Below are 23,191 nucleotides of genomic sequence, written 5' to 3'. Positions count from 1 at the left end.
CTTGGCCCAGCGCGCGACCTCGGCTTCGACAAACTTCTTGTGCGCCGCCGGTTCGACGCGGGCGTCCGACACGACGGTGATCCCCAGCGCCTCCTGGCGCTTGATGAGTTCCGGATCCTTGAGTGCCCCGCGCAGCGCTTCATTCAACTTGCTCAGCACGGGTGCAGGTGTGTTGCGCGGGGCATAGAGCCCGTGCCAGACCGTCACGCTGAAGTCGGTCAGGCCGCCTTCGGCCAGCGTCGGCAGGCCGGCCAGTGCAGGCAGCGTCATGCGGTCCTTGCTGGACACCGCGAACGCCTTCACCTTGCCACCTTCGATCTGGGGCACGGCATTCGTGGCCTGCTCGCACATCAGGTCGACCGTGCCGCCCATCAGGTCGGTCATGGCCGGGCCCGTGCCCTTGTACGGCACCGTCGTCATCTCCGCCTTCAATGCGCTCTGCAGCATCAGGCCGCAGAGATGCGAGGCGGACCCGACGCCCGCATGGGCCAGGTTGACCTTCGTCGGATCGGCCGCAATCCACTTGCGGAGCTCGGCGAAGTCCTTCGCCGGCAAGGTCGTGCGGCCGATCAAGGTCGAAGGCGCCTCGTTGATCAGGCCCAGGTAGGCGAAATCTTCGATGCCCTTGTAGGGCAGCTTGCGGTACAGCGTCGGTGCCGTCGCAAAGCCGATGTGGTGCACCAGCAGGGTGTAGCCGTCGGGCGTTGCGGTTGCCACCTTCGCCGTGCCCAGCGTGCCACCGGCACCGCCGACGTTCTCGACGATGACGGTCTGGTTCAGCCGCTTGCGCAAGGCTTCGGCCAGGTCGCGTGCGATCTTGTCGCTCGGGCCGCCGGCCGCGAACGGCACGACCAGCGTGACGGGTTTCTCCGGGAACTCGGCCCGGGCATTGCCCGCCGCCGCAAGAAGAACCGAGGCCATCGCAAGGCCCCACGTACGCCGATCGATCTTGTCCATGTCTGTCTCCAAGTGGGCACGCCACTCAGGGCGCTGTGGCTCGGATGATCGTCGGCCCGTTCGGCGAAGGCCAATGCCCGATTTCTTGGTTTTGATGCCTTCAAAGCACCGGCACACCCGGGCGGCTTCGGCATTCGCCGGCAACGCTCAGCTGGCCGCGGCTGCTCGTGAACCGATGATGCACGCTCCTGAGAACGCAGCAAGCGAATGCTGCGCAGCTGACCACAATCGGGTTCTAAACCCTATGGCTCATTTTCAGCTTGATACCTTGCGATTGAGGGCGACCATCGCTTCACGTTCGAACGGCACACTTCCGTCCATGATGGCCTGCATAACGAGCTCAAGGTTGCGAGGAGCGCGAGTTGTGTCAGCAGACGACAGCGCAGTCGTCACGCCAGCTGCATCGAGTTCCGTGCAATAGGCGGGAGTTCCCGGTTGGAAGCGCCAGGAATCTGATAGCGGGCCAGCATCGACGGCATCGAAACCGGTTTCGCTGACCAAACCCGATACCACGGATTTCGCAGAGACATCATCGCCACCGATCGGTATGGCCAGCCTGGAGGCGGAGCCACTTTTCGATCCGCAGTCGGACAGAGTGAAGGACAGGAGCGCGTTCCAGGCTTTCACCAGAGGCCTTCCGATCTGCTCGCTGCTCCAGACGGTGTCCGGCTTTCCTGCGTCTACCTCTTCAATCCTGCCGTCTCGCATCGGATAGTAGTTGGACGTGTCGACGACGATAACGTCCGCCGGCACATTGGCAAGCACCGGCGCGAGTTCCGGATTTCGAGCAAACGGCACGGAGAGGATGATGACATCGACATCTTTGACCGCTTCGTCCCGCGTGACGGCAGCGATTGCCGTACCGTCGACGATGTCCTTCAGGGTTTCTGGTCCCTTCGAGTTAGCCAGCTTCACGTCATGGCCGGCGTCTACCAATTTCCGGGCTAGCGTTGCGCCGATGTTGCCGGCGCCGATGATTCCAATTTTCATGATTACTCCTGATTCGTTTTGAGGGCACCTGAGCCGCATTCAGCCTGGCTGAGCAGCAACAGGCCATGCGCGGCTGATCGTTCAGCTCTGCGGGCCCTTCATGGTCGAGAACATGGTCAGCAGATTGCTGTACGCGCCGTTGGCCACCGCGTCGCGTATGGGCTTGGCGTGCGCCACGACAATTTCTTGCGCCTGCGGAGTGGCTTGCAGGAGGGCCATGGTCTCCGAGAGGAAGTCCTCCAACGGCATGGCCTGTTCGGATTCCTGCTGGCCTAAAAGAGTTGTCCGAACGCCCGGCGGCACGATCTCTATCACCTGGACCGAGGTGTCGGCAAGCTGGACACGCAAAGCCTCGGTGAACGAGTGGATGGCGGCCTTGCTTGCGCTGTACGTCGGCGTGGCGGGAAAGGGGACGAAGGCCAAAGCCGAGGAGACGTTCAGGATGGCTGCGTCGGCCTTCTTCAACAGCTGGGGCAAGAAGGCGTACACCATGCGAATCGACCCGAGCAGGTTGGTCGCTATCGTGTCTTCGGCAATCTGGAGGCCGGCGGCGTCGCGGACATCTTCCCAATGCATGATGCCGGCGTTGTTGACCAGGACGTTCAGTTCCGGGTAGCGGGCGGTGATCGCTTCGCCTGCGCGAATGATCGAAGCGCCGTCTGCCACATCGAGCACGACCGCTTCGATTCCCGGGTGGTCGGTCGTGATGCGGTCGAGCAGTTCCTTGCGTCGGCCGGCGACGATCACCTTGTTGCCGGCCTCGTGCAAGCGCAGCGCCAAGCCGAGTCCAATGCCAGAAGTGCCGCCGGTGATCAGGATGGTGTTGCCAGAGATTTTCACGAAGAGCCTTTCAAAGTGTTCCGGTAGAATGGTCAAGCGGACAGTTATCCGCTTGTTCCAAAGCATATCGGACAACTGTCCGCTTAGCAAGTCGGGTTGACAGAAGGAATGCCGGAGATGGACACACGTTTGCGTTCTGACGCACTGGAGAACCGCGAGCGCATCCTGAAAGTAGCGGTCGCCGAGTTGACCCTTCGCCCCGACGTGGCCCTCAGCGCCATTGCAAAGAAGGCCGGTGTCGGCCAAGCCACGTTCTACCGAAACTTCCCGAGCCGGGAAGCGCTCGTCATCGAGATCTACCGCTACGAGATGGAACAGGTTGCCAATCTCGCGGCCGAATTGCTGCAGACGCGGCCGCCTGAGCAAGCCCTGCGCGAGTGGATGGATGGTCTTGCCCAGTACGCGGTGACCAAGGCGGGCCTGCCCGACGCGATCCGCCAGGCCGCCAGTGACCGCGCATGCCCGGGCACAACATCGGGCTACGCTTCGGTGCCTGCTGCGGCGCAACTCCTGCTCGACGCCAACCACAAAGCGGGAACGATCCGTCCGGGGGTCACCACCGACGACTTCTTCCTGGCCACCGCAGGCATTTGGCAGATCGATCCGCGCGGGGACTGGCAACCACGTCTTGGCCGGCTCATGGACCTGGTCATGGACGGCCTGCGCGTGGGCGCGCCCGGCTCCCAGGTGCCCAAAATCCAATCCAACCCGATCCAGGCCGAAGCCACGCTGAACGGCCGCTGACAGCAGGAAGAGCATCCGCCGTTGCGCGGCGCCGGACTGGACTTTCATTGGCGATGGCCCTGTGTGAGGGGCTTGCAAACCCTTCGACCCGATGCTCCGGGGGCTAAACTGGCTTTTCCCCCTCAAGCTGGCGCCCATGTCGTTCAAATCCAAGCTGCTGCCTTCGTTGCGGGCCGCGCCGGAATCGGCGGGGCTGGTGACTTCGAGTTGGACGGGTGCGCCATTGCCGCCCGAACTGCTGGCGTTGCTGGAGATCAATCCGCTGGCTTTGCTGGCGTGCGAGAGCACCGGGCGAATTGCCTGTGCCAACGCGCCGATGCAGGCGCTGATGGGCGTGGCGGACGCGACGCAGCTGGGTGCCCTGTCACCCGCGCTGTGCGAGCTGATCGGCTGGCCCGGCGCGATGCCCGGGCCGGGCCAGAGCCACCGCATGGAAGGTTGGCTGCCGAGTGCTGCCGGGGGCCAGCGCCACTTGCGCGCCACCACGCGCGCGCTGGATGGCGCGCCGCGGCGCTGGCTGGTGCAGCTGGAAGACTGCAAGCTGGAAGACGCGCAGGAGCTGTCGCGCATCGAGATTGCGGCCCTGATGGGCACGGCCGGCCTGGGGGTGGCGACCTTCGACCCGGCGCGCGGCTGGATCACCGCCGCGCCCGGTCGCCCGGATGCCGGAGAGGGCGCGGCCGATGGGGCGCCAGGCGGGCAGGGCGCGGGGCTGATGTCGATTGGCCGTGACCTGGTCGAGCCCGAATCGCTGCCCGAATACGAGCGGCTGCAGAGCGCGCTGCGCCAGCGCCAGAGGGTGGAGGTGCGCTACGCCGTGCGCCACCGCGACATGGGACGGCGCTGGCTGCTCACGCGGGTTGAGCCGACAGCGCTGGGCGACGATGGCCGCCATGGCTTCAGCGTCGTCACGCTGGACGTGACCGAAGAAGAGAACGCCCGCCGTCGCAACGAGCAGTTGCTGCAGGAACTGGGGACCATCCTCGACACTTCGCCGGCCGGCATTGCCTACCTGCGCGGCCCGCGGCTGGCGCGCTGCAATGCGCGCTTCGAAGCCTTGCTGGACCTGGCGCCAGGTGACGGCACGGGACTCAGCATGGACGCGCTGCTGGCGCGCTGCGGCGTGACCGGCACGGCGGCGCGCCAGGCGCTGGCCACGCTGGCCGAACAAGGCAGTTTCGAGACCCAGTTCCAGCCGGCCCGCGCGCAGGCCTCGGGCAAGCCGGTCTGGTATTCGCTGGCGCTGCGCCGTGCCGGTGTGTCCAGCCCCGGGCAGGACGAGGCGGTCGCGGTGCTGACCGACGTGACCCGGCTGCGCACCCAGCAGGCCGAGCTGGAAGGCCTGGAGCGTGAACGCGAGCTGATGTTCAGCCTGTCGGACGTGGGCATCGTGCATCAGCGCGAAGGGCGCATCGAGCGGGCCAACCAGGCCATGGCCGAGTTGACCGGGCACAGCCAGGCGGAGCTGCAAGGCCTGCCGCTGGCCGAGCTGTACGAAGACGAGCGTGTCTACCAGCATCACCTGGCGCAGGAAAAGCGCGACCTGGCCTTGCACGGCCGGGCCCGCGGCGAGCGCCGCATCCGCCGGCGCGACGGCACCGAGCTGTGGGTGCAGGTCAGCCATCGGCCGGTGGACGCGAATGATCCGACGGCCGGCGCGATCAGCTCGTTTGTCAGCGTGGACGAGCGGCGGCGCGCACGCGAGTCGCTGCTGGCGCAGGCCGACCGCACGCGCGCGATCCTGGATTCGGTGCTGGTGGGCATCGTCACGCTGGGCGAGAAGGGCATCGAGTGGATGAACCGCTCGGCGCGGCGCATGTTCGGCGGCGAGTTGTCGGATTTCCTGGGCCAGCCGATCAGCGTGGTCGCTTCGGCCGAGGCCGACCATCCGCTGCGTCGCACCGACTGGCTGGCCACGCTGCAGGAGGGCCAGGCCGAGACCTTCGAATGCCGGCTGGTGGGCCGCGATGGCCGCACTTTCTGGGTCGTTGGCAATGCCGTGGTCACCGGGCTGGACCAGGGCGGCGGGCAGCAGCTGACCTTTGCGCTGCTGGACATCGAGCGCCGCCGCGAGGCCGAGAACCAGATCACCCAGGCCCGCACCAGCCTGCAGCGCATCATCGAGACCGCACCGCTGGCGATTGCGCTGTTTGATGCGAACAACCAGCAGGTGCTGCAGCTGAACCAGATGATGGCGGCGTTTGCGCGCCGCCCTGCCGCCGAGATCCTGGGCCGCCAGCCGGCGCTGTGGCTGCCGGGGCCGGAGGCGGCTGCGCTGTCGGCAGACCTGCACCGGGCACAGGAAGCTGCCGACACGCTGCGCCGCGAGCTGCACCGCGCGGCCGACCCGGAGAGCGGCGAGCCGGGCCAGGTGTGGGACATGCGCATCGTCTCGCTGGTGGACCCGGGCGAGGCGGGCGCGCAGCTGCTGCTGGTGGCCAGCGACGTGACCGAGCAGCGCGCGGCCGACGAGGCGCGGCTGGAAGCCGCCATTGCCCAGCGCGAGATGCTGGTCAAGGAAGTGCACCACCGCATCAAGAACAACCTGCAGGGTGTTGCCGGCCTGTTGCAGCAGAGCGCGCAGCGCACGCCCGCCGCCGGCCCGGCGATTGCCGAAGCAGTGAGCCAGGTGCATGCAATCGCCCAGGTGCACGGGCTGCAGGTGGGCATGACCGGGCCGCTGCGGGTGCGCGGCGTGATGGAGGCCATCGCCCAGTCGGTGCAGCGCATGTTCGGCCGGCAGATCGAAGTGGAAGTGCAGGGCCCGGCGCCGCATCGCTTCGCGCTGACCGAGGCCGATTCGATCCCGGTGGCGCTCACGGTCAATGAGTTGCTGACCAATGCCATCAAGCACAGCGAGGGCGGGGTGATCGTCTGCCGCATGATCTGCGGCGAGGCGGAGGTCAGCCTGTGTGTGTTGAATCCGGGCCGGCTGGCGCCGGACTTCAGCCTGGCGCAGATTCCTTCCGGCATCTCGGGCCTGGGCCTGGTGCGGGCCTTGTTGCCGCGCAAGGGGGCGACGATTTCGCTGACCCAGGAAGGCGAGGCCGTGGTGGCCAGGCTGCGGCTGGTGCCGCCGGCGGTCGCACTGCTGGAGCCGCTGTGAGCGTGCCGGCTTTCGCCCGCCATATTTGGTGACCTCGTTCGCAGCAGTTCAGCGAAAATCCGCGCCATGTCCGATTCCCTCTCGATGAACAGCAAAGGCAAGGTCCTGGTGGTTGATGACGACCGCCTGGTCCTGGCCACCGTCACCCACGGGCTGTCGCGCGCGGGTTTCGACGTGATCGACGCCGACAACGGCGACGACGCGATCCTGCTGGCGCGTGAGCACCGGCCGGACCTGGCGCTGCTGGACATCCGCATGGAAGGCAAGTCGGGCTTCGACGTGGCCGACTACCTGCGCGAGTCGCTGTCCATGCCCTTCATGTTCCTGTCGGCCTTTGCCGATGCGGCCACGGTGGCCAAGGTCAAGGAACTCGGTGCCGTGGCCTACCTGGTCAAGCCGCTGGACATCGCGCAGATCGTGCCGACGGTGGAAGCGGCGGTCGCGGCCGTGCGGGCAAGGCGTGGCCGTCCGGCGGCCTCTGCGCCCGCACCAGCCGTTGTGGCGCCGGCGTTCTCAGTTACGCCGGTCGCCGCACCCACGCCTGCCGTGGTGGCCCAACAACTCGCACAGCCTGCAGGGGCGCTGGCCGACCCGATCCCACTGGCGGTCGGCGTGCTGATGCACCGCTACTCGCTGCCGCGCACCGAAGCGCTGGCGCGGCTGGTACGGCTGGCCGAAACCGATGGCCGCAGCCTTGCCGCTCAGGCAGCCGCGCTGGTGGATGCGGTCGAACTGCTGGCGCGCCCCGGCAATGCTTGAATCTCCGCCGAGCTCGGCCGCAGGCCGCGGCCATCGGGCGGATCAGACGGTGAAGTAGAAGCGCGCGCCCTTGCCGACTTCGGATTCGGCCCAGATGTCGCCGCCGTGCCGGCGCAGGATGCGGCGCACCGAGGCCAGGCCGACGCCGGTGCCTTGGAAATCCGTGGGGCTGTGCAGGCGCTGGAAGACGCCGAAGAGGCGGTCGGCGAAGCGCATGTCGAAGCCGGCGCCCTGGTCGGCGACGACGTAGACGCGGCGGCCATCCGCCTGGCGTTCGCAGCGGAATTCGATCGTGGTGTGCGGGTTCTGGCCGCTGTATTTCCAGGCGTTGCCCAGCAGGTTTTCCAGCGCAATGCGCAGCAGCGTCGGGTCGCCTTGCACCACCAGGCCGGCTTCGATGTGGATGCTGGCCTGCCGGTCCGGTGCTTCACGCCGCAGGTCTTCGATGATGAAGCCGGCCAGCTGCGACAAGTCCACCGGCTTGCGTGCCAGCGGCTGCGACTGCAGGCGCGACAGCGCGAGCAGCGCGTCGATCATGCTGTTCATGCGCGCGCCGGCCGAGAGCACGCGGTCGACGTGGTCGTTGCCGATGCGGTCCAGGAAGCGGCCGTAATCCTCCTTGAGGATGCGCGCAAAACCTTCGACCACGCGCAGCGGCGCGCGCAGGTCATGCGAGACCGAGTAGATGAAGGACTCGTGGTCGGCCGCGCTGATGGCCGCTTCTTCGGGTGCGGCGCCGGGCAGCGGGCGCAGCAGCAGCAGCCGGCCGGGCTGCTGGCCAGTCTCGCTGTCGAGTGGCAGCATTTCGAGTTGCCACTGGTCGGTGGTGGCGCTCTGGCCCGGGGCCAGGCCTTCGATCACGCCGATCAGCTCGCGCGGCGCCTTGGCCAGTGCGCCTGCCCAGTCGCGCATGCCCTCGGGGGCATGCGGGTCGAGCTGCAGCAGGCGGGCGGCGTCGGGGCTGATCGCGGCAATGCGCCAGCCGCGGCCGTCCGGCACCAGCGCCACTGCGGCCACGTCCAGCTCGGGCCACAGGCGCTGCAGAACGGCCTGGTCGAACACGCGTTGTTCGCTCTCGCCCAACGGGGTGGCGGTACCGAGGTAACCGAGGAAGCCGCCATGGGCATCGAACTGCGGCAGTGCGCGCAAGCGCCACACCGGCTGGCCCGGCATGCCCAGCCGTACCACGCGCAGGCCAGGGACCAGTGCGTGCGCGTCCAGCCTGGCCTGCAGTGCGCCGGGGCGGGTGTCGGGGTCCAGTACCTCGAAACGGTCGAACAGCTTCAGGCCCAGCGCCTGCTCGGCCACCCAGGCCGCGGGCGCTGCACCATGCGGCGGGCGCCAGCCCTGCACGCGGTGCTGGGCGTCGCTGCGCCAGACAAAGCTGTCGGCCAGTTCGGTCAGGCTTTGTTCGTTTTGCGTGGCGCTGCGCAGCTGATGCGCCAGGCTTTGGCGGCCCCACAACAGGCCGGCCAGCGCACACACGCCGCCGAAGGCCAGCATCGGCAGCCAGGACCAGGGCCCGCTCAGGCCATCGGGATTGCCCGGCGCGGCGGCGAGCGACCACACCAGCAGGATGGCCAGCGCCAGCAGGCCAGCCCACAGCACCGTGGCCGTGAGGCTGCGCCCGCGCGATGCGCGGGCAGACGCCGGGGCGAACGCGCTGGCAGACAGGGATCGGCGCATGGCGCGGATTGTAAGGAGACGATCCCCTTGCAAGGAGCAAACGGCGCAGCCGCGCGACATATTCCCGCTGCTCGTATTCACGATGGCGGCAATTCCGCCTTGACGTGCATGGGATGCCGCATGATGCTTCCGCAGAGCCGTTTCCTTGGGAGTGCCAAAATCGCGTGTGGCGAAGGCAGAATGGCGACATAACCAACTGCCGGTCGGCACCCCGACCGGACAAGATTGCAAGATGCAAGATGCCGGCGACAACGCACCCGTGCTGGACTCCGCCAGCCTCGACCAGCTGCGGGCGCTCGACCCCCAGGGCAGTTCGGGCTTCGTCAAGCGGGTGCTGGACACCTTTCTTCGCTCGCTGCAAAACCAGCGCGAGGCGGTCGCGGCCGCGACTGCGTCGGGTGACCTGAAGGCCTTGTCGCACGCGGCCCATGCGCTGAAGTCGGCTTCGGCCAGCGTGGGCGCGCTGCCGCTGTCGCGTCTGTGTGCGGCGCTGGAAGAGGCGGTGCGGCTGGACCAGCCCGAGCGGGTGCCGGCGCTGGCGCTGAAATTCGAGTCGGCCGCAGTGGCTGCCGACGCCGCCGTCCGGGCCTTGCTCGAAGGCGGGGCCGCATGATGGGAAGCAATGCCTCGGCGTTGCCCTTGACCGAGGAACGGCCCAAGGTGCTGCTGGTTGACGACGATGACGTCAACCTGATGCTGGTGGCCGCCGCGCTGACCCAGCACGGCTTCGACGTCACCCAGGCCAACAACGGCGATGAGGCGCTGCGCATCCTCGGCGGCTGGATACCCGACCTGGTGGTGCTGGACGCGCGCATGCCCGGGCTCGATGGCTTCGAGACCTGCGAAGAGCTGCGCAACATGTACGGCCTGGAAAACGTGCCGGTGCTGATGCTGACCGGCCTGGCCGATGAAGCGTCCATCCAGCGCGCCTACGATGCCGGTGCGACCGACTTCTTCGTCAAGTCCAACCAATGGAGCCTGCTTGCAGGCCGGCTGCGCTACATGCTGCGCTCGGCCCGCACCCAGCAGGAGCTGATCCGCAGCCGGGCCAAGCTGGCGCGCGCACAGGACCTGGCCCGCATGGGCAGCTTCGAATGGTGGCAGGAGCCGGGCCACGGCCTGCCGGCAGGGCTGGACCTCTCGGAAGAGGCGCTGCGCGTGTTTGGCAGCGGGCCGGACGATCACCTCAGCTTCCGCGACCTGCTGCGCATGATGACGCGCGACGAGCGGCATTCGCTGGTGCGCGGCGTGCGCCAGATCGTGCGCCAGGTGTTCGGCATTGCGATGGACGTGCCGCTGTCGCGCGGCGTCAAGCGCAACCGCATCATCCACGTCGAAGGTGAACCGGAGTTCGGCGAATACGGCCAATGCATCGGCTACACCGGCATCGTGCAGGACGTGACCGAACGCCACCAGGCCGAAGACTCGATCCGCAAGCTGGCCAACAAGGACCCGCTGACCCAGCTGCCGAACCGCCGCCAGCTGCACTGGCGCGCCGAGCGCGCACTGGAGCAGGCGCGCCGCATGGGCCACCAGATGGCGGTGCTGATGATCGACCTGGATCGCTTCAAGAAGATCAATGACACGCTGGGCCATTCGGCCGGCGACGAACTGCTTCTCTCGGTGTCGATGCGGCTGCGCAGCTGCGTGCGCCACAGCGACCAGATCTTCGACGGCACCGTCGAGGCGGTCGGCGCGCGTTTCCACCGGGCACTGGAAGCGGTGGGCCGGCTGGGCGGCGACGAATTCGTCGCGCTGCTGCCGGAGGTCGCCGGCGAGGCCGACGCGCAGGCCGTCGCCACGCGCATCCTCGAAGCGCTGCGCGAACCGGTCTACGTGGCCGACCAGGAGTTTTTCGCCACCGCCAGCATCGGCATTGCGCTGTACCCGCGCGACGGCCAGACCGTGGCCGACCTGATGCGCAATGCCGACGTGGCGATGTATGCCGCCAAGGACCGCGGCCGCAACGATGCGATGACCTATTCGCCCAACCTTGCGGTGCGTGACCGCGAGAAGCTGGAGCTGGAAACTGCGCTGCACAAGGCCATCGAGCGCAATGAGCTGGTGCTGTATTACCAGCCCAAGGTCGAGGCGCAGACCGGCAGGCTGGTCGGCGTGGAAGCCTTGATGCGCTGGCGCCGCGGCGACACGCTGGTGCCCCCCAACGAGTTCATCCCGATGGCCGAGGAAACCGGTCTGATCGTGCCGCTCAGCGAATGGGCGCTGCGCGAGGCGGCGCGCCAGGCGCGCGAATGGCAGGTGGGCTTTGGCTTCGCCGAGTCCATCGCAGTCAACATGCCCGGCCGCATGTTCCTGCGCCACGACCTGGTCGAGCTGATCCATGCTGCAGTCAGTCCGCATGGCATTCCGCACCGCATGCTGCTGCTCGAAATCACCGAGAGCAGCCTGATGAAGGACCTGCAAAGCATCCTGCCCACGCTGCGCCGGCTCAACGAAGTGGGCGTGCAGATCTCGGTCGACGATTTCGGCACCGGTTATTCGTCGCTGCAGTACCTGACCGAGCTGCCGATCTCCGAACTGAAGATCGACCGCTCGTTTGTCAACAAGCTGGGCCGCGAGCCCAAGGCCAGCGAGGTCATCCACCTGATCATTTCGCTGGCGCAGGCGCTGAACCTGCGCGTGGTCGCCGAAGGCGTGGAGACCAGTGCGCAGATGAACCTGCTGCGCAGCCTGCAATGCCGGCTGATGCAGGGCTACCTGATCGGCCGGCCCATGCCCGGCTCCGACCTGCCGGGCTGGCTGCGCTCGCACGCTGCCTTGGCGCCTGGCCCGGCGCTGGAGGCCTTGCCGGTGCAGGACGAGCCGGAGCCTGAACCCGTCGTGGCCCCTGCGGCGGTCGCTGCGACCAGCGGCGGCACCGCCACCACCACCTCGCGCCGCCGCCGCTGAAGCTGGCTTGCCGGCACGCCCGCAGCGTGCCGACTTCACGCCGGCCGTGGCTTTGCGCGGGCCGGGCCGCCCAGCCCTCAAGTCCCTGCCGGCGGTGCCGACAAGAAGACGATGAGCAGCGTGACCGAACTGACCCCGGCCCAGATTGCCAAGGCGGCCTTGCGTCGCCTGGCCCTGGCCAAGCAGGAACCCACACCGGAGAACTATGCCCAGGCCTGGGCGGAGGAATCGGGCGGGAAGGTCGCCGCCGCTGCGCTGCCAGCGCGCGCCAAACCGGTGATCGACAAGCTGGTGCAGCGCCTGACCGACGACCCCGCCCAGCGCGCCGAGCTGCAGCAGGCCGTGCTGCAGGGCCAGTGGGACCAGGCGATGCGGGTCGTCGAGCGCTCCGGCGGCAGCCTCGGCGCCCAGTCGCAGGCCTGGGCCCAGATGATCGAACGCCTGGCCCGCGGGCTGGAGCGCGGTGGCAAGCAATGGACGCTGGCGCGCAAGAAGGACAGCCTGCAGCGCGTGCTCGACAGCAGCCGCAGCGACATGCAGCGCCTGCAGCACCGCCTCAAGCAACTGATGAGCAACTGGGACAGCGACGGCGAAGCCGCGACCACCGGCGACAAGGCGCTGGACGCCGAGCTGGCCGCGACAGCCGCTGCCACACCGGCGGCAACGGTCGAGGCTGCACGCCAGCTGCATTGGCCCGCCATCGTCACGCCGCTGGCCGGCACCGTCGGCGCCGCCTTGCCGCCGGACGCGCCGCGTGCGGCCGCGTTGGCCGACGAACTGGCCGCCCTCGCGCAGCGCCTGGCCACCGAAGGTGCCAGCGCCGAGCTGGCGCGCCAGGTGGCGGACGTGTGCGAGCGTGCGCGCAGGCTGCTGTCGCACCGCCACCATTTGCTGAACCAGACCTACCAGCTCAGCCGCGAACTCGCCGGCAGCCTGGCCGAGCTGGCCGAGGACGATTCCTGGGTCCAGGGCCAGCTGGAAAGCCTGCGGGAGCGCCTGGGCGAAAGCCCCAGTTCACGTGCGGTGCATGCCGCCAGCGAACTGCTGGCCAGCACCCGCCAGCGCCAGGGCGCATTGCGCGGTGACCGTGACCAGGCCCGCGACGCCCTCAAGGCGCTGATCCACCAGATGCTCAGCGAGCTGGGTGAACTCGACCAGCACACCGGCCGCTTCAGCGACAGCATGCAGCGTTATGCCGACACCATCGACCAGGCCGACTCGCTCGAAAGCCTGGCCGGCGTGGTGCGCGAAATGGTTTCCGAGAGCCGCAGCGTGCACGGGCTGGTGCACGCCACCCGCGAGCGCCTGCAGGACGGCCGCAGCCGCGCCAGCGAACTCGAAGCCCAGGTGCGCACGCTGGAAGGCGAACTGCGCCGCATGTCCGACGAAGCCTCGACCGACGCGCTGACCCAGGTCGCCAACCGCCGCGGCCTGGCCCAGCTGTTCAGCGTCGAACAGGCCCGCCTGCAGCGCGAAGACAAGCCGCTGTCGGTCAGCTTGCTGGACATTGACAACTTCAAGCGCCTGAACGACCAGCTCGGCCATGCCGCCGGTGACCAGGCGCTGGTGGCGCTGGCACAGCGGGTGCGCGATTCACTGCGCCCGGGCGACGTGGTGGCGCGCTTCGGCGGCGAGGAATTTGTCGTGCTGCTGCCGGCCACGCCGGTGGACGAAGCCCAGCAGGTGCTCACCCGCCTGCAGCGCCTGCTCAGCGCCAGCCTGTTCATGCACGAGGGCAAGGAAGTCTTCGTGACCTTCTCGGCTGGCGTGACGACCTACCGCGGCAGCGACACGCTGGAGGAGACGCTGGAGCGCGCCGACGAAGCCCTGTACGAAGCCAAGCGCACCGGGAAGAACCGGACCTGCATCGGCTGACGCACTGCCGGACCGTGAGGCCGGCGAGGGCTTCAGTCCGCGCTGGTGAACGCCAACTGCAGTGCGTCGCCTGTCGCCATGACCTCGCCTTCGGCGCGCCAGGCTTTGCGCTGGGCTTGGTCTGCCTGGCTGGCCAGCACCAGGTCCAGCCGGGCCCGGTCTGCGGCCTCGTTGGGCTGGCGTTTCTCCTGGCCGTGGTCGTGGTATGCCCTGTCGGCGGCACCAGCCAGTTGGGCGGCGATGCGGGTCCGGCCGTCCAGCGCGTGCAGCAGCGCAAACGCGTCCAGCGTGCACCACATGCAGCTGTCTTCGGCGAAGTGGCGCATGCGGTGTTTGCATTCGGCGACGACCTCGCGGGCGCGTGCCACGTTGTCCTGTGCCAGCAGAACGCCCAGCAGGTTGCCCAGCAGGTTGAAGTCGTCCAGCGAGGGCTGGCGGGCGCGCAGGCGCGGCAGGAACTGGTCGGCCAGGCGCACAGCTTCGTCGAGCCGGCCGGCGGCGCGTTCCAGGTCGGCCAGGTTGGCCACCGCGCGGGTCAGTGCGTCACCATCGTCCCCATCGCGCTCGCGCAGCGCCACCACCGAGGCGAACAGCTCGCGGGCCAGCGTGAAGTCGCCACTGTCGGTGGCCAGCGTGGCTTCGGTGATGCGCCGGCGCGCCTGCAGCCGCGCAGGCCAGGCGGGCTGCTCCAGCGCCTTGGCGCGCGCCAAAGCGGCGCGGGCTTCTGGGTGGTCCACCCGCCAGTTGAAGGCCAGGTCCACGCAGGCCAGGTACTCGCCGCGTGCATCGCCCAGTTGCCGGTAAAGCGCGGCGGCTTTGGTGGCCGCCTCGCGCGTGCGCTGCGGGTATTCGACCGTGTGGCAGTGCACCACGCTTTCCCAGAAGCGGGCGCGCAGCGCCGCGGGCCAGGTGTCGTCCAGCAGCGGCAGCAGCTGTTCGCTGCGCTGCCGGCCCTCGGACAGCAGCGACAGCGCCTCCCACAACGGCCAAGCGTTGGCGAACAGCGCGGCGGCGGTTTCGGCGTCGTTGGCCGTGGCCTCGTCCAGTGCGGCGCGCAGGTTGTCGATTTCGGGCAGCCAGCGCTCGCGCCAGGCCTTGGGCGGGTCGCCCCAGTGCGCGTCGTAGGCGACGGCCAGCACCTGGCTCAGGCCGCGGGCGAAGCCGCGCCGAGCCTCGTCGGCCTGCGGGTCGGCGGCCAGGCGCGCCTGGGCGTAGAGCCTCGTGGTTTCGAGCAGCCGGTAGCGCGGCGCGTGCGCGCGGTCCAGGCCCACCAGCGAGCGGTCCACCAGGTCCAGGATGGCTTCGACCACGCGCTCGGGCGGCAGCTGCGCATCGGCCAGGCACAGCGCGGCGGTGTCCAGCTCGAAGGCGCCGGGGAAGACCGCGAGGCGGCGGAAGACCTGCTGTTCGGTCTCGCTCAGCAGGCCGTGGCTCCAGTCCAGCGCAGCGTCCAGCGCATTGCGGCGCGAGCGGGGTGTGGCGGCGCCCGGCCCGAGCAGGCCCAGGCGCTGGTGCAGCCGGCCGGCCAGCCCGGCCAGGCCCAGGGCCGGCAGGCGGGCCGCTGCGAGTTCGATGGCCAGCGCGTTGCCGTCCAGTTCTCGGCAGACCTGCGCGGCGAGCTGCACCTCGGCGTCGCTGGCCGCGCTGGTGTGGCTGTGGGTCCAGGCCAATGGGCGACCGGCGCTGCCGGCGCGTGCGGCCAGCAGCTGCATTGCACCGCTGCTGCGCGCCTGCGCGGCGCTGCAGCCTTCGGGCGGCAGCGCCAGCGGCGCCAGGCGGAACAGCTGCTCGCTGGGCGCGCGCAGCGGCACCTGGCTGGTGACCAGCAGCGACAGCGCGCGCGTGGCTGCCACCAGCGCCGCCGCCAGTGCGCTGACGGCCTCGGCCAGGTGCTCGGCGTTGTCCAGCACCAGCAGCATCTGCACCGGGCGCAGCCGGCGCGCCAAGGCGGCCAGCGGGTCCTCGCCTTCGGCCGGCTTGAAGCCCAGCGTGCGCGCGATGGTGGGCGCGAGCTGGGCCGGGTCGGACAGCGGCGCCAGGTCCACCCACCAGGCGCCGTCGCGCTGCTGCGGCTGGCGCTGCACCGCAGCCGTCATCGCCAGATGCGTCTTGCCCACGCCGGCTTCGCCGCACACCGTGATCAACGGTTGCGTGGCCAGAAGCGCCAACAGGTCCAGCAGCTCCGCCTCGCGGCCGATCAGCGGCGCGGGCCGGGCTGGCAGGTTGCCGGGCAATTCGTCCGACGGCGGGCGGGTGGCGGGCAGTTTCGGCGCTGCCAGCGCGCCGGCCTGCACCGGCAGCGCAAAGCGGTAGCCGCAACCAGCGATGGTGGCGATGGCACGTGGCCCCAGCGCCTTGCGCAGCTGCGCCACATGCACGGCAATGTTGTTGTCCTCGACGATCAGGCCGGCCCACACGCGCTGCATCAGCTCGTCCTTCGAGACCAGCTGGCCGGCGCGTTCGACCAGTGCCACCAGCACGCCAAAGGCGCGCGCCGTGAGCGCCACCGGCTCGCCCTGGCGCAGCAACTGGCGCTCGGCCGGCCACAGCTCGAAGTCGTCGAAGCGGTGGCAGGCGGGCGGGGCTGAAACTTCGGGGTCTGACCTTGAATTCATCACGATTTCATCGTCGCTTCAGGACCGGGCGCGGCCGGCGCCGCAGCATGGAGGCCTTGTTCAACAGGAGGCCAACATGCCCAAATTCGTGATCGAAAGAGACATTCCCGGTGCCGGCCAGCTTACACCGCAGGACCTCAAGGCCATCTCCCAGAAGTCATGCAGCGTGCTGCACGGCATGGGCCCCGGCATCCAGTGGATCCACAGCTACGTGACCGACGACCGCATCTACTGCATCTACCAGGCGCCCGACGCGGCCACGGTCCGCCAGCACGCCGAACTCGGCGGCTTCCCGGCCAACAAGGTTTCGGAAGTGCGCACGGTGATCGACCCGGCCACGGCCGAGTGAGTCCCTCACGCCTCCACGGGTGAGGGCACGTCCTCGCGCAGCGCATCCACGTCGCGCTGCGGCGACCGGCCATAGAGCCGGCTGTATTCGCGGCTGAACTGCGACGGGCTCTGGTAGCCCACGCGGTGGCCGGCGTTGGCGGCGGTGACCTGCTCCAGCAGCATCAGCCGGCGCGCCTCGTGCAGCCGCAGCTGCTTCTGGTACTGCAGCGGCGACAGGTTGGTCACCGCCTTGAACTGGTGGTGCAGCGAGGACACGCTCATGCCCACGCGGGCGGCCAGTGCGTCCATGCTCAGCGCTTCGGCGTGGTGCTCGCGCAGCCAGGCGGCCGCGCGGGCCACCTTGTTGCCGGGGGTTTCGGCCAGTGCCATGTGCAGCAGCCGGCCGCCCGCCGGGCCGACCAGCAGGCGGTACAGGATCTCTTCCTGCAGCAGCGGCGCCAGCGCCGGGATGTCGCGCGGCGTGTCCAGCAGCCGCATCAGCCGCAGCGTGGCCTCCAGCAGCGCCGGGCAGGCCTTGTGCACGGCCACGCCGCGCGGCGCCCCCTGCGCAGGCGTGAGCGTGGCGGGCGGCAGGCGGCGCAGCAGGGCTTGCAGGCGGTCCGCCGGAATGGCCATGCCCAGCCCCAGGTGCGGTCGCTCGGGGCTGGCTTCGAGGATGCGCGAAACGACCGGCAGGTCGACCGACATCAGCAGGTAGTCGCCCACGCCGTAGTGGTAGACCTCGTTGCCCACGGTCAGGCTCTTGCGGCCTTGCAACACCATGCCGAAACACGGCCACTGGGCACCGAAGGACGTGGCCGCGCCTGCGGTGCGGCGGTGGCAGCTGAAGCCTTCGATCTGGGTTTCGCAAGGGCCTTCCTCGCCCGCCTGCTCGGTGAAACGGGCAAGGCGTTCGGTCAGCTCGGCATATTGGGCGTCAATCGAGGGCATGCAAAAGGCTTGGCGGGACAGCGGTATGGGCAGGTTCTCATCTTGCCGCAGCACCGCGGGCGAAGCAGTAGCGTCCGGCTTGGTTTGCAGGATCGGGCAAGACACTCGCAGGAACAAGCTACCGCGTGCTGGCGGCGGCGCCGGATCATGCAGGCCTTCACGCTTGCGGCCGAACTCGCTTTGGCCAGCCCCTTTCAGACGCCCCCACGCCCTTGCCCACGATGCCGCTTGCCACGCTTGCCCCGCCGCCTTCACCTGCCCGCCGCCCCGCCCTGGCGCTGCCGCGCCCGCCCGGCCAGCGGCTGCGCGGGCGTGTGGCACTGGTGACCGGCGCCACCCGTGGCAGCGGCGCGGCCATTGCCCGCGCCTTTGGCGCCGAGGGTGCGGCGGTGGTGGTGCACTACGCGACCGACCGCGCCGCCGCGCAGCGCGTGGTGGCCGACATCGCCGCCCAGGGTGGCCGCGCCTTCGCGGTGCCGGCCGACCTGGCCAGGCCCGATGACGTGCGCCGCCTGTTGATCGAGACCCGCGCGGCTTTTGGCCGGCCGGACCTGGTGGTCAACCATGCGGCGATCCGGCGCAGCGTGCCGATCGAGCAGATCAGCGAGGCCGAGATCCGCCAGTTGTTCGAGGTCAATGTGTTTGGCGCGCTGCGGGTGGTGCAGGAGGCACTGAAGCACTTCGGCCCGGAGGGCGGCTGCATCATGAACATCGCCGCGCCCGAGCCTGCCCCTGGCGGCGTGCCGGCCAGTGCCCATGCCGCCACGCAGGGCGCACTGGCGCAGCTCACGCGTGGCCTGGCGCATGAGCTGGCCGGGCGCGGCATCCGCGTCAATGCCATCGTGCCGGCGCCGGACCTGCCGCTGCCAGCGGAGGCCGATGGCGAGCTGACCTGGGAACCACACGCTGCCAGCGACGCCGTGGCCCGCCAGGCCCTGCAGTTCGCACTGGCCGGCGCCGCGCTGGACGAGCTGCCGCCACTCCCCGCGCCGCGCACTCGCCGCCGGCCGGCTGCGCGACACTCCAGCCCATGACTGTTTCCACCCCGCCCACCCGCTGCGCCTGGGCCGGCAGCGACCCCTTGATGCAGGCCTACCACGACACCGAATGGGGCGTGCCCGAGCATGACAGCCGCGCGCTGTGGGAAAAGCTGATGCTGGACGGCTTCCAGGCGGGCCTCGCGTGGATCACCGTGCTGCGCAAGCGCGAGGCGCTGCGGGCCGGGTTTGCCGGCTTCCAGCCCGAAAAAGTGGCCCGCTTCGGCGAGGCCGACGTGGCGCGGCTGCTGGGCGACGCCGGCATCATCCGCTCGCGCGCCAAGATCGCGGCGACCATCAAGGGCGCGCAGATCTACTGCGAGATGGCCGAACGCGGCGAGTCCTTCAGCGAGTTCTGCTGGGGCTTCACCGATGGCCGTGTGCTGATGGGCGACGGCCACCAGCGGCCCACGGAAACAGCGCTTTCGCAGCAGATCTCCAAGGCGCTGAAGCAGCGCGGCTTCAAGTTCGTCGGCCCTGTCATCGTCTATGCGTGGATGCAGGCGATGGGCATGGTGAACGACCATGACCACGCCTGCTTCCGGCGCGTTCAATAGCCCGCGGGCGCCTGCGCCGTGGCGGCAGGTGGCGCCAGCCAGACCTCGATCACGCCCGGCGTGGGCGTGAGGCGCGAGGGCAGCGGCTGGATGGTCCAGCTGCCTTCGACCTTCACGCGGCTGGTCAGCAGCTTGGCGCAGGCGTCCCAGTCCGGTGCCTGGTAGTCATGCACCACCAGGCGGTTGATGGCCGCGGCCTTGGGCGCGTGTCGGCCGTTGCGCCGCGCGCTGTCCCACACGTCTTCCACCGCCGGCACCTTGGCGCCCAGCAGCTGCCACTGCTCGCGCAGTGCCGCCACGCTGTCGCGCTGCTCGGGCCCGAAGATCTGCACGTACACCGTCTTGCCGGCGCACAGCTGCGACGGCGGTCGCTCGACCTTCTTGCCCGGCTGCGGTGGGGGCGGCGGCGGAGGGGGGGGCGGCAGGGTTTCGCTGGCCGGGCCGTCGGGGCTTGAGCCAACGATCACTGGCAGGTCTGGTGGCGGTGGTGGCGCCGTGGGGGCGGGCTCCGGCGGCGGGGGCGGCGGCAGGGCCGCGGTGACCAGCTTCGGGGCAACCGGCGGACAGTTGACGCGGTCTCCGGCCGAGGCGCCGTAGTCGCGGATCCAGTACTGCGGCAGGCAGACCGGCGTGGCGTCGTCGAGCAGGCACGAGAGGTTCTGGTCGCGGTTCAGCAGCAGCTCGCAGGATGGGTGGCGAGGGGACGAGGCCTTGCAGCTGTCCCGGGTGCTGGTCAGGATGGTCTGCAACAGCCGCGATTGGTGGAAGGCCTGGCTGTTGCTGTCGTTGCACGAGGCATCGCTGATGCGCAGCAGCGCGGTGGCGATCTCGCCCAGCCCGGTGTCCGCCGGGTGCAGGCCGGGGCCGGGGGCCAGGTGGCCGTAGAGGTCGGTGAGTTCCTTCAGCACCACCGGATCGACGCTGCGGGCCTTGTGCACCTTGTCCAGCTGCTCGTTGATCGCCTGCCAGCCGGTGGCCCCCAGCGTGGCCATCGCGCCCAGGCTGATGGACGCGGTGACGGCGCCGGTGGCGGCAATGCGCGAGGGCAGGCGCTTGGGGGCGGTCTGGCTGTGCTTCTCGCCCGAGGTGTCGGCCACGGCGATGCTGCCGTCGTCCGGCTCGAACCAATCGCCGGCATGGTGGCAGAGGTGGCAGATGAAGCTGTGGGTCAGCTGGCCGCCCAGTGCGTCGCCCAGCTGGAAGTAGCTTTCCCACTGGGCTTCGCTGAAGAACTGGTCGGTCGTCGGCTCCTGCGGGAACAGCGGGTTGTCGGCCTTGAAGTTGACCAGGTCGACCGGCAGGCCGTCGCACATGTTGGGCTTGACGATGACCAAGTGGCCAGTCTTGCCGCTGCGCCGGTAGTGCACCTGGGCCAGCGCCAGGCAGGCCTGGCTGTCCGCGGAGGCCAGGTCGTTGAGCGAGCCGAAGGCGGTTGGGACCTGGGTCATCGGCGGTTCGCAGGGTGGGCAATCGGCGGCTTCGGGCGGCGGGGGCGGTGCGGCGGATTGCTGCAGGCGCGGCTTCAGGAAGACGATGTTGGCCTGCAGGTCGATGCGGGCCTTGCGCACCAGGTTTTCCAGGTCACCGAAGGCGTAGCGCGGGTCGGCTGCGCAGTCGGCCAGCACGATGAGCCGGCATTCCTCGCGCAGCAGGGCGTAGGCGCCGGTGTTCTCGAAGTGGCCGCCGTCGCTGAGGAACCAGTCGCGGCGCAGGTCGCCATCAAAGCGGCCGCGCAGCTCGGCAAGCAGCTGGCCGTACTTGCCGGTGATGGGCGGCAGCGGCTCGCCAGCGCCGCGCTGCACCGGGCTGCTGTCCCACCAGTGGCCCAGGCGCACGCCGGCCAGCGTGAGCAGCGCGGCCAGGCCTGAGCGGGTGCTGGCGCCCAGGCCGGGTGCCACCGCGGCGCCGGAAATGGCGGTCCAGCTGCCCAGGCTGAGGCAGCCGGGCGCGGCCACGCTGCGCCAGTCGCCCGGCCCCACGCGCACCTGGCCCTGCGGGCCCACGCTCATCGGCAGGCCCTTGCGGTCCTGGTTGAACAGGCCGCCACGCGGCACGCGGGTCTGGTTCAGGCAGACGTTGATCAGGTGCACAGGCCCGCCGGCCAGGTGCGGCTGGTAGTCGGCCATGGACACGTCGTCGGCCGGGTGCACTTCGGCAATGGCGACCTGCAGGTCTTGCGCCGAGAGCTGGCGCGGATAGGGCGCGGTGGCGGCGGGGGTGCCGGGCGTGAAGCGCTGCACGTTGGCAGCACCCAGGTAGCTGCGCACCAGCCGTGCGCGGTAGAAGGCGAACAGCGAGGAGCGATTCAGGAACTCGCGGTTGTGCGCCGAGACCAGCAGCATGCCCAGCGGCGGCAGCACGCCGATGGCCAGCCACTCCCAGCTCAGCCGGTACTGCAGCAGCTGCGAGCTGCGGTTCAGCGGGAACAGCGAGAGCGTGGCGCTGCGGTGCAGCAGGCTGATCCAGAACACCAGCAGCACCAGCACGGCCAGCGCGCCCAGCACATTGGCCAGGTCCATCAGTCGGCCGCGCATCGCAGGCGTGAGGCTGCGCGGCAGGTCCGAGATCTTGGGCAGCACCGCGCGCAGCACCACCACCGTCAGCGCGATGGCGGTGCCGGCCGCGCCCTGGTTCCAGTCGGTCACCTTGGCCAGGGTCCAGGCCAGGTAGTCCACCAGGCCCAGCCCGGCGATCACCAGGCCGAGCTGCAGCGTGGCGGCGAGCCGGCTGGTCAGCTGGTTGCGCGAGCGGTCGGGCTCGCTGGTGGCGGCGCGGGTCTGGCGCCAAGCCATCAGCGTGCCGACGGGCCAGGCCAGCAGCATGCCACCAGCGCACAGCATCAGCAGCGCCGGCACCTGCAGGTCGCCTTCCGCCGCAGCGCCGTCGGCGCCCTGTGCGCCTTGCCACTGGTAGACCAGCCACAGGCAAAGACCGAGGCCGACGGCCGCGGTGAGCCAGCGCGAGCGCGGCAGGCAGCGGCCGGCAGTGGCCGGCAGGATCCAGTAGGTGGTGGACAGCACCGCGCCCCACCAGACCAGCGGCGGCAGCAGTAGCCAGGAGGTGGGCCAGTTGGACAGCACGGCCAGCGTGTCCACCGAGACGCCAGGCGGCCGCCAGCAGCCGGGGCTGGCGTAGATGCAGTCGGCCCAGGCCCAGATGGCCAGGTCGAAGCCGACCAGCAGGCCGCCCAGCAGCAGGCTCATGACGGCCAGCTCGACGTGCACGCCGACGAGGTTGCGGCCGAAGTTGGCCGCGGCGAACAGCGTGTCCTGGCCGCCACGCGGGATCAGGTAGCGGCCGTTGGCGCGCAGCCAGAAGGCGAACCAGCGCCGGTCGGCGTCGGCCAGCGCCTGCTCGATCTTGTCTGCACCCTGGCCGCTGCTGCGCGCCTCCTGGAACAGCTTGCCGACCATCGCGCCGATGTAGCCGCCGCCCGAGACGGTGGACATCAGGTCGAAGCGATGGAAGATGCCGTTGCCGGCCAGCGCCTTCAGCAGCCCGAAGCAGAAGGTGGCACTGCGCACGCCGCCGCCCGACAGCGCCAGGCCCCAGCGGCCGCTGTCCAGCCCGGCCCGCAGCTCGGCTGACAGCTTGGCCCGGCGTGCGGCGACCAGCGCGGCCATGCCGTCCGTCGCGGCATCGGCCGAGGCTGCTTGCGTCGCTGTTTCAGGCGGTTCGGCGCGGGCGGGAACAGGTGGCGTCATAGAAGGCTCCAGGGCAGGCCTGGCCGCCTGCAGGCATTGGCGCCAGCCTGCGCGCCGCCTCCGGCCGCAGCAATCCCTCTTCCGAGTGGAACGAGCGGCCACCTCGCACCGTGTGGCCGCCCGCTGACCC

At 69.6% G+C, this 23,191-nt stretch carries 16 protein-coding genes; 9 read left to right on the top strand and 7 right to left on the bottom strand.

From position 1 onward, the window contains the following. The 3 genes from ACAH41_RS00385 to ACAH41_RS00375 all read right to left on the bottom strand — a co-directional run. On the bottom strand, positions 1-957 hold a 957-nt coding region (locus tag ACAH41_RS00385; RefSeq protein ID WP_370538114.1), incomplete at its 3' end, for a tripartite tricarboxylate transporter substrate-binding protein. A 255-nt stretch (positions 958-1,212) separates the two neighbouring features. Then, positions 1,213-1,947, bottom strand: coding sequence for an NAD(P)-binding domain-containing protein (locus tag ACAH41_RS00380; protein ID WP_325653258.1), 735 nt, complete (start codon positions 1,945-1,947; stop codon positions 1,213-1,215). An 81-nt stretch (positions 1,948-2,028) separates the two neighbouring features. After that, positions 2,029-2,787, bottom strand: a complete 759-nt coding sequence (locus ACAH41_RS00375) for an SDR family NAD(P)-dependent oxidoreductase (RefSeq protein WP_325653285.1) — start codon at positions 2,785-2,787, stop codon at positions 2,029-2,031. 117 nt (positions 2,788-2,904) lie between these two features. Between ACAH41_RS00375 and ACAH41_RS00370 the strand changes: the two genes are divergently transcribed. From ACAH41_RS00370 to ACAH41_RS00360, 3 genes are all read left to right on the top strand, one after another. Continuing rightward, on the top strand, positions 2,905-3,531 hold the full coding sequence (locus ACAH41_RS00370) for a TetR/AcrR family transcriptional regulator (protein WP_325653260.1): 627 nt from the start codon (positions 2,905-2,907) through the stop codon (positions 3,529-3,531). Between the two features lie 136 nt (positions 3,532-3,667). Then, a complete protein-coding gene (locus ACAH41_RS00365) occupies positions 3,668-6,637 on the top strand; it encodes a PAS domain S-box protein (protein WP_325653262.1) in 2,970 nt (989 codons plus the stop codon). A gap of 66 nt (positions 6,638-6,703) precedes the next feature. After that, positions 6,704-7,396: a response regulator gene (locus tag ACAH41_RS00360; protein ID WP_325653264.1), complete on the top strand. Its 693-nt coding sequence runs from the start codon at positions 6,704-6,706 to the stop codon at positions 7,394-7,396. A gap of 42 nt (positions 7,397-7,438) precedes the next feature. Here ACAH41_RS00360 and ACAH41_RS00355 read toward each other — a convergent pair whose 3' ends face one another. Continuing rightward, on the bottom strand, positions 7,439-9,082 hold the full coding sequence (locus ACAH41_RS00355) for an ATP-binding protein (protein ID WP_325653266.1): 1,644 nt from the start codon (positions 9,080-9,082) through the stop codon (positions 7,439-7,441). A 232-nt stretch (positions 9,083-9,314) separates the two neighbouring features. Between ACAH41_RS00355 and ACAH41_RS00350 the strand changes: the two genes are divergently transcribed. The 3 genes from ACAH41_RS00350 to ACAH41_RS00340 all read left to right on the top strand — a co-directional run bounded on the left by ACAH41_RS00350 (position 9,315) and on the right by ACAH41_RS00340 (position 13,867). Beyond that, on the top strand, positions 9,315-9,695 hold the full coding sequence (locus tag ACAH41_RS00350; RefSeq protein ID WP_325653268.1) for an Hpt domain-containing protein: 381 nt from the start codon (positions 9,315-9,317) through the stop codon (positions 9,693-9,695). Further along, entirely contained in the window at positions 9,692-11,992 is a 2,301-nt protein-coding gene (locus tag ACAH41_RS00345; protein ID WP_325653270.1) for an EAL domain-containing protein, read from the top strand. The genes ACAH41_RS00350 and ACAH41_RS00345 overlap by 4 nt, the downstream gene beginning before the upstream one ends. Before the next feature lie 111 nt (positions 11,993-12,103). Continuing rightward, positions 12,104-13,867 (top strand): GGDEF domain-containing protein, encoded by a 1,764-nt coding sequence (locus ACAH41_RS00340; protein ID WP_325653271.1) that lies wholly within the window; start codon positions 12,104-12,106, stop codon positions 13,865-13,867. Positions 13,868-13,899: 32 nt separating this feature from the next. Here the strand turns inward: ACAH41_RS00340 and ACAH41_RS00335 are convergent, their stop codons facing one another. Further along, a complete protein-coding gene (locus tag ACAH41_RS00335; protein WP_325653272.1) occupies positions 13,900-16,482 on the bottom strand; it encodes a winged helix-turn-helix domain-containing protein in 2,583 nt (860 codons plus the stop codon). A 76-nt stretch (positions 16,483-16,558) separates the two neighbouring features. Here ACAH41_RS00335 and ACAH41_RS00330 point away from each other — a divergent pair, with 76 nt between their 5' ends. After that, positions 16,559-16,831: a DUF4242 domain-containing protein gene (locus ACAH41_RS00330; protein ID WP_325653273.1), complete on the top strand. Its 273-nt coding sequence runs from the start codon at positions 16,559-16,561 to the stop codon at positions 16,829-16,831. Positions 16,832-16,836: 5 nt separating this feature from the next. On the opposite strand, the gene ACAH41_RS00325 is transcribed toward ACAH41_RS00330, so the two are convergent. Beyond that, positions 16,837-17,763 (bottom strand): AraC family transcriptional regulator, encoded by a 927-nt coding sequence (locus tag ACAH41_RS00325; RefSeq protein WP_325653274.1) that lies wholly within the window; start codon positions 17,761-17,763, stop codon positions 16,837-16,839. 221 nt (positions 17,764-17,984) lie between these two features. Here ACAH41_RS00325 and ACAH41_RS00320 point away from each other — a divergent pair, with 221 nt between their 5' ends. Further along, positions 17,985-18,797 carry an SDR family NAD(P)-dependent oxidoreductase gene (locus ACAH41_RS00320; protein WP_325653276.1) on the top strand — a complete coding sequence of 271 codons (813 nt, stop codon included), beginning with the start codon at positions 17,985-17,987 and terminating at the stop codon, positions 18,795-18,797. Beyond that, the gene (locus ACAH41_RS00315) at positions 18,794-19,357 is read left to right on the top strand and encodes a DNA-3-methyladenine glycosylase I (RefSeq protein ID WP_325653278.1); all 564 of its coding nucleotides are present in this window, start codon (positions 18,794-18,796) and stop codon (positions 19,355-19,357) included. The genes ACAH41_RS00320 and ACAH41_RS00315 overlap by 4 nt, the downstream gene beginning before the upstream one ends. Here ACAH41_RS00315 and ACAH41_RS00310 read toward each other — a convergent pair. Further along, positions 19,351-23,061 (bottom strand): patatin-like phospholipase family protein, encoded by a 3,711-nt coding sequence (locus tag ACAH41_RS00310; RefSeq protein ID WP_325653280.1) that lies wholly within the window; start codon positions 23,059-23,061, stop codon positions 19,351-19,353. The genes ACAH41_RS00315 and ACAH41_RS00310 overlap by 7 nt on opposite strands. Positions 23,062-23,191 lie beyond the last annotated feature (130 nt).

This window comes from Ideonella sp. (assembly GCF_041287625.1).
In the GTDB taxonomy this organism is placed as follows: Bacteria; Pseudomonadota; Gammaproteobacteria; order Burkholderiales; family Burkholderiaceae_C; genus Ideonella.
Note: the sequence above shows the minus strand (reverse complement) of the source record. Positions and strands in the feature narration are given on the sequence as shown.

Coding starts and splice junctions, on each gene's coding strand:
- ACAH41_RS00310 (WP_325653280.1), bottom strand. CDS start 23,061: ATGACGCCACCTGTTCCCGCCCGCGCCGAACCGCCTGAAACAGCGACG.
- ACAH41_RS00350 (WP_325653268.1), top strand. CDS start 9,315: ATGCAAGATGCCGGCGACAACGCACCCGTGCTGGACTCCGCCAGCCTC.
- ACAH41_RS00340 (WP_325653271.1), top strand. CDS start 12,104: ATGAGCAGCGTGACCGAACTGACCCCGGCCCAGATTGCCAAGGCGGCC.
- ACAH41_RS00380 (WP_325653258.1), bottom strand. CDS start 1,947: ATGAAAATTGGAATCATCGGCGCCGGCAACATCGGCGCAACGCTAGCC.
- ACAH41_RS00320 (WP_325653276.1), top strand. CDS start 17,985: ATGCCGCTTGCCACGCTTGCCCCGCCGCCTTCACCTGCCCGCCGCCCC.
- ACAH41_RS00330 (WP_325653273.1), top strand. CDS start 16,559: ATGCCCAAATTCGTGATCGAAAGAGACATTCCCGGTGCCGGCCAGCTT.
- ACAH41_RS00355 (WP_325653266.1), bottom strand. CDS start 9,082: ATGCGCCGATCCCTGTCTGCCAGCGCGTTCGCCCCGGCGTCTGCCCGC.
- ACAH41_RS00365 (WP_325653262.1), top strand. CDS start 3,668: ATGTCGTTCAAATCCAAGCTGCTGCCTTCGTTGCGGGCCGCGCCGGAA.
- ACAH41_RS00345 (WP_325653270.1), top strand. CDS start 9,692: ATGATGGGAAGCAATGCCTCGGCGTTGCCCTTGACCGAGGAACGGCCC.
- ACAH41_RS00370 (WP_325653260.1), top strand. CDS start 2,905: ATGGACACACGTTTGCGTTCTGACGCACTGGAGAACCGCGAGCGCATC.
- ACAH41_RS00325 (WP_325653274.1), bottom strand. CDS start 17,763: ATGCCCTCGATTGACGCCCAATATGCCGAGCTGACCGAACGCCTTGCC.
- ACAH41_RS00315 (WP_325653278.1), top strand. CDS start 18,794: ATGACTGTTTCCACCCCGCCCACCCGCTGCGCCTGGGCCGGCAGCGAC.
- ACAH41_RS00360 (WP_325653264.1), top strand. CDS start 6,704: ATGTCCGATTCCCTCTCGATGAACAGCAAAGGCAAGGTCCTGGTGGTT.
- ACAH41_RS00335 (WP_325653272.1), bottom strand. CDS start 16,482: ATGAATTCAAGGTCAGACCCCGAAGTTTCAGCCCCGCCCGCCTGCCAC.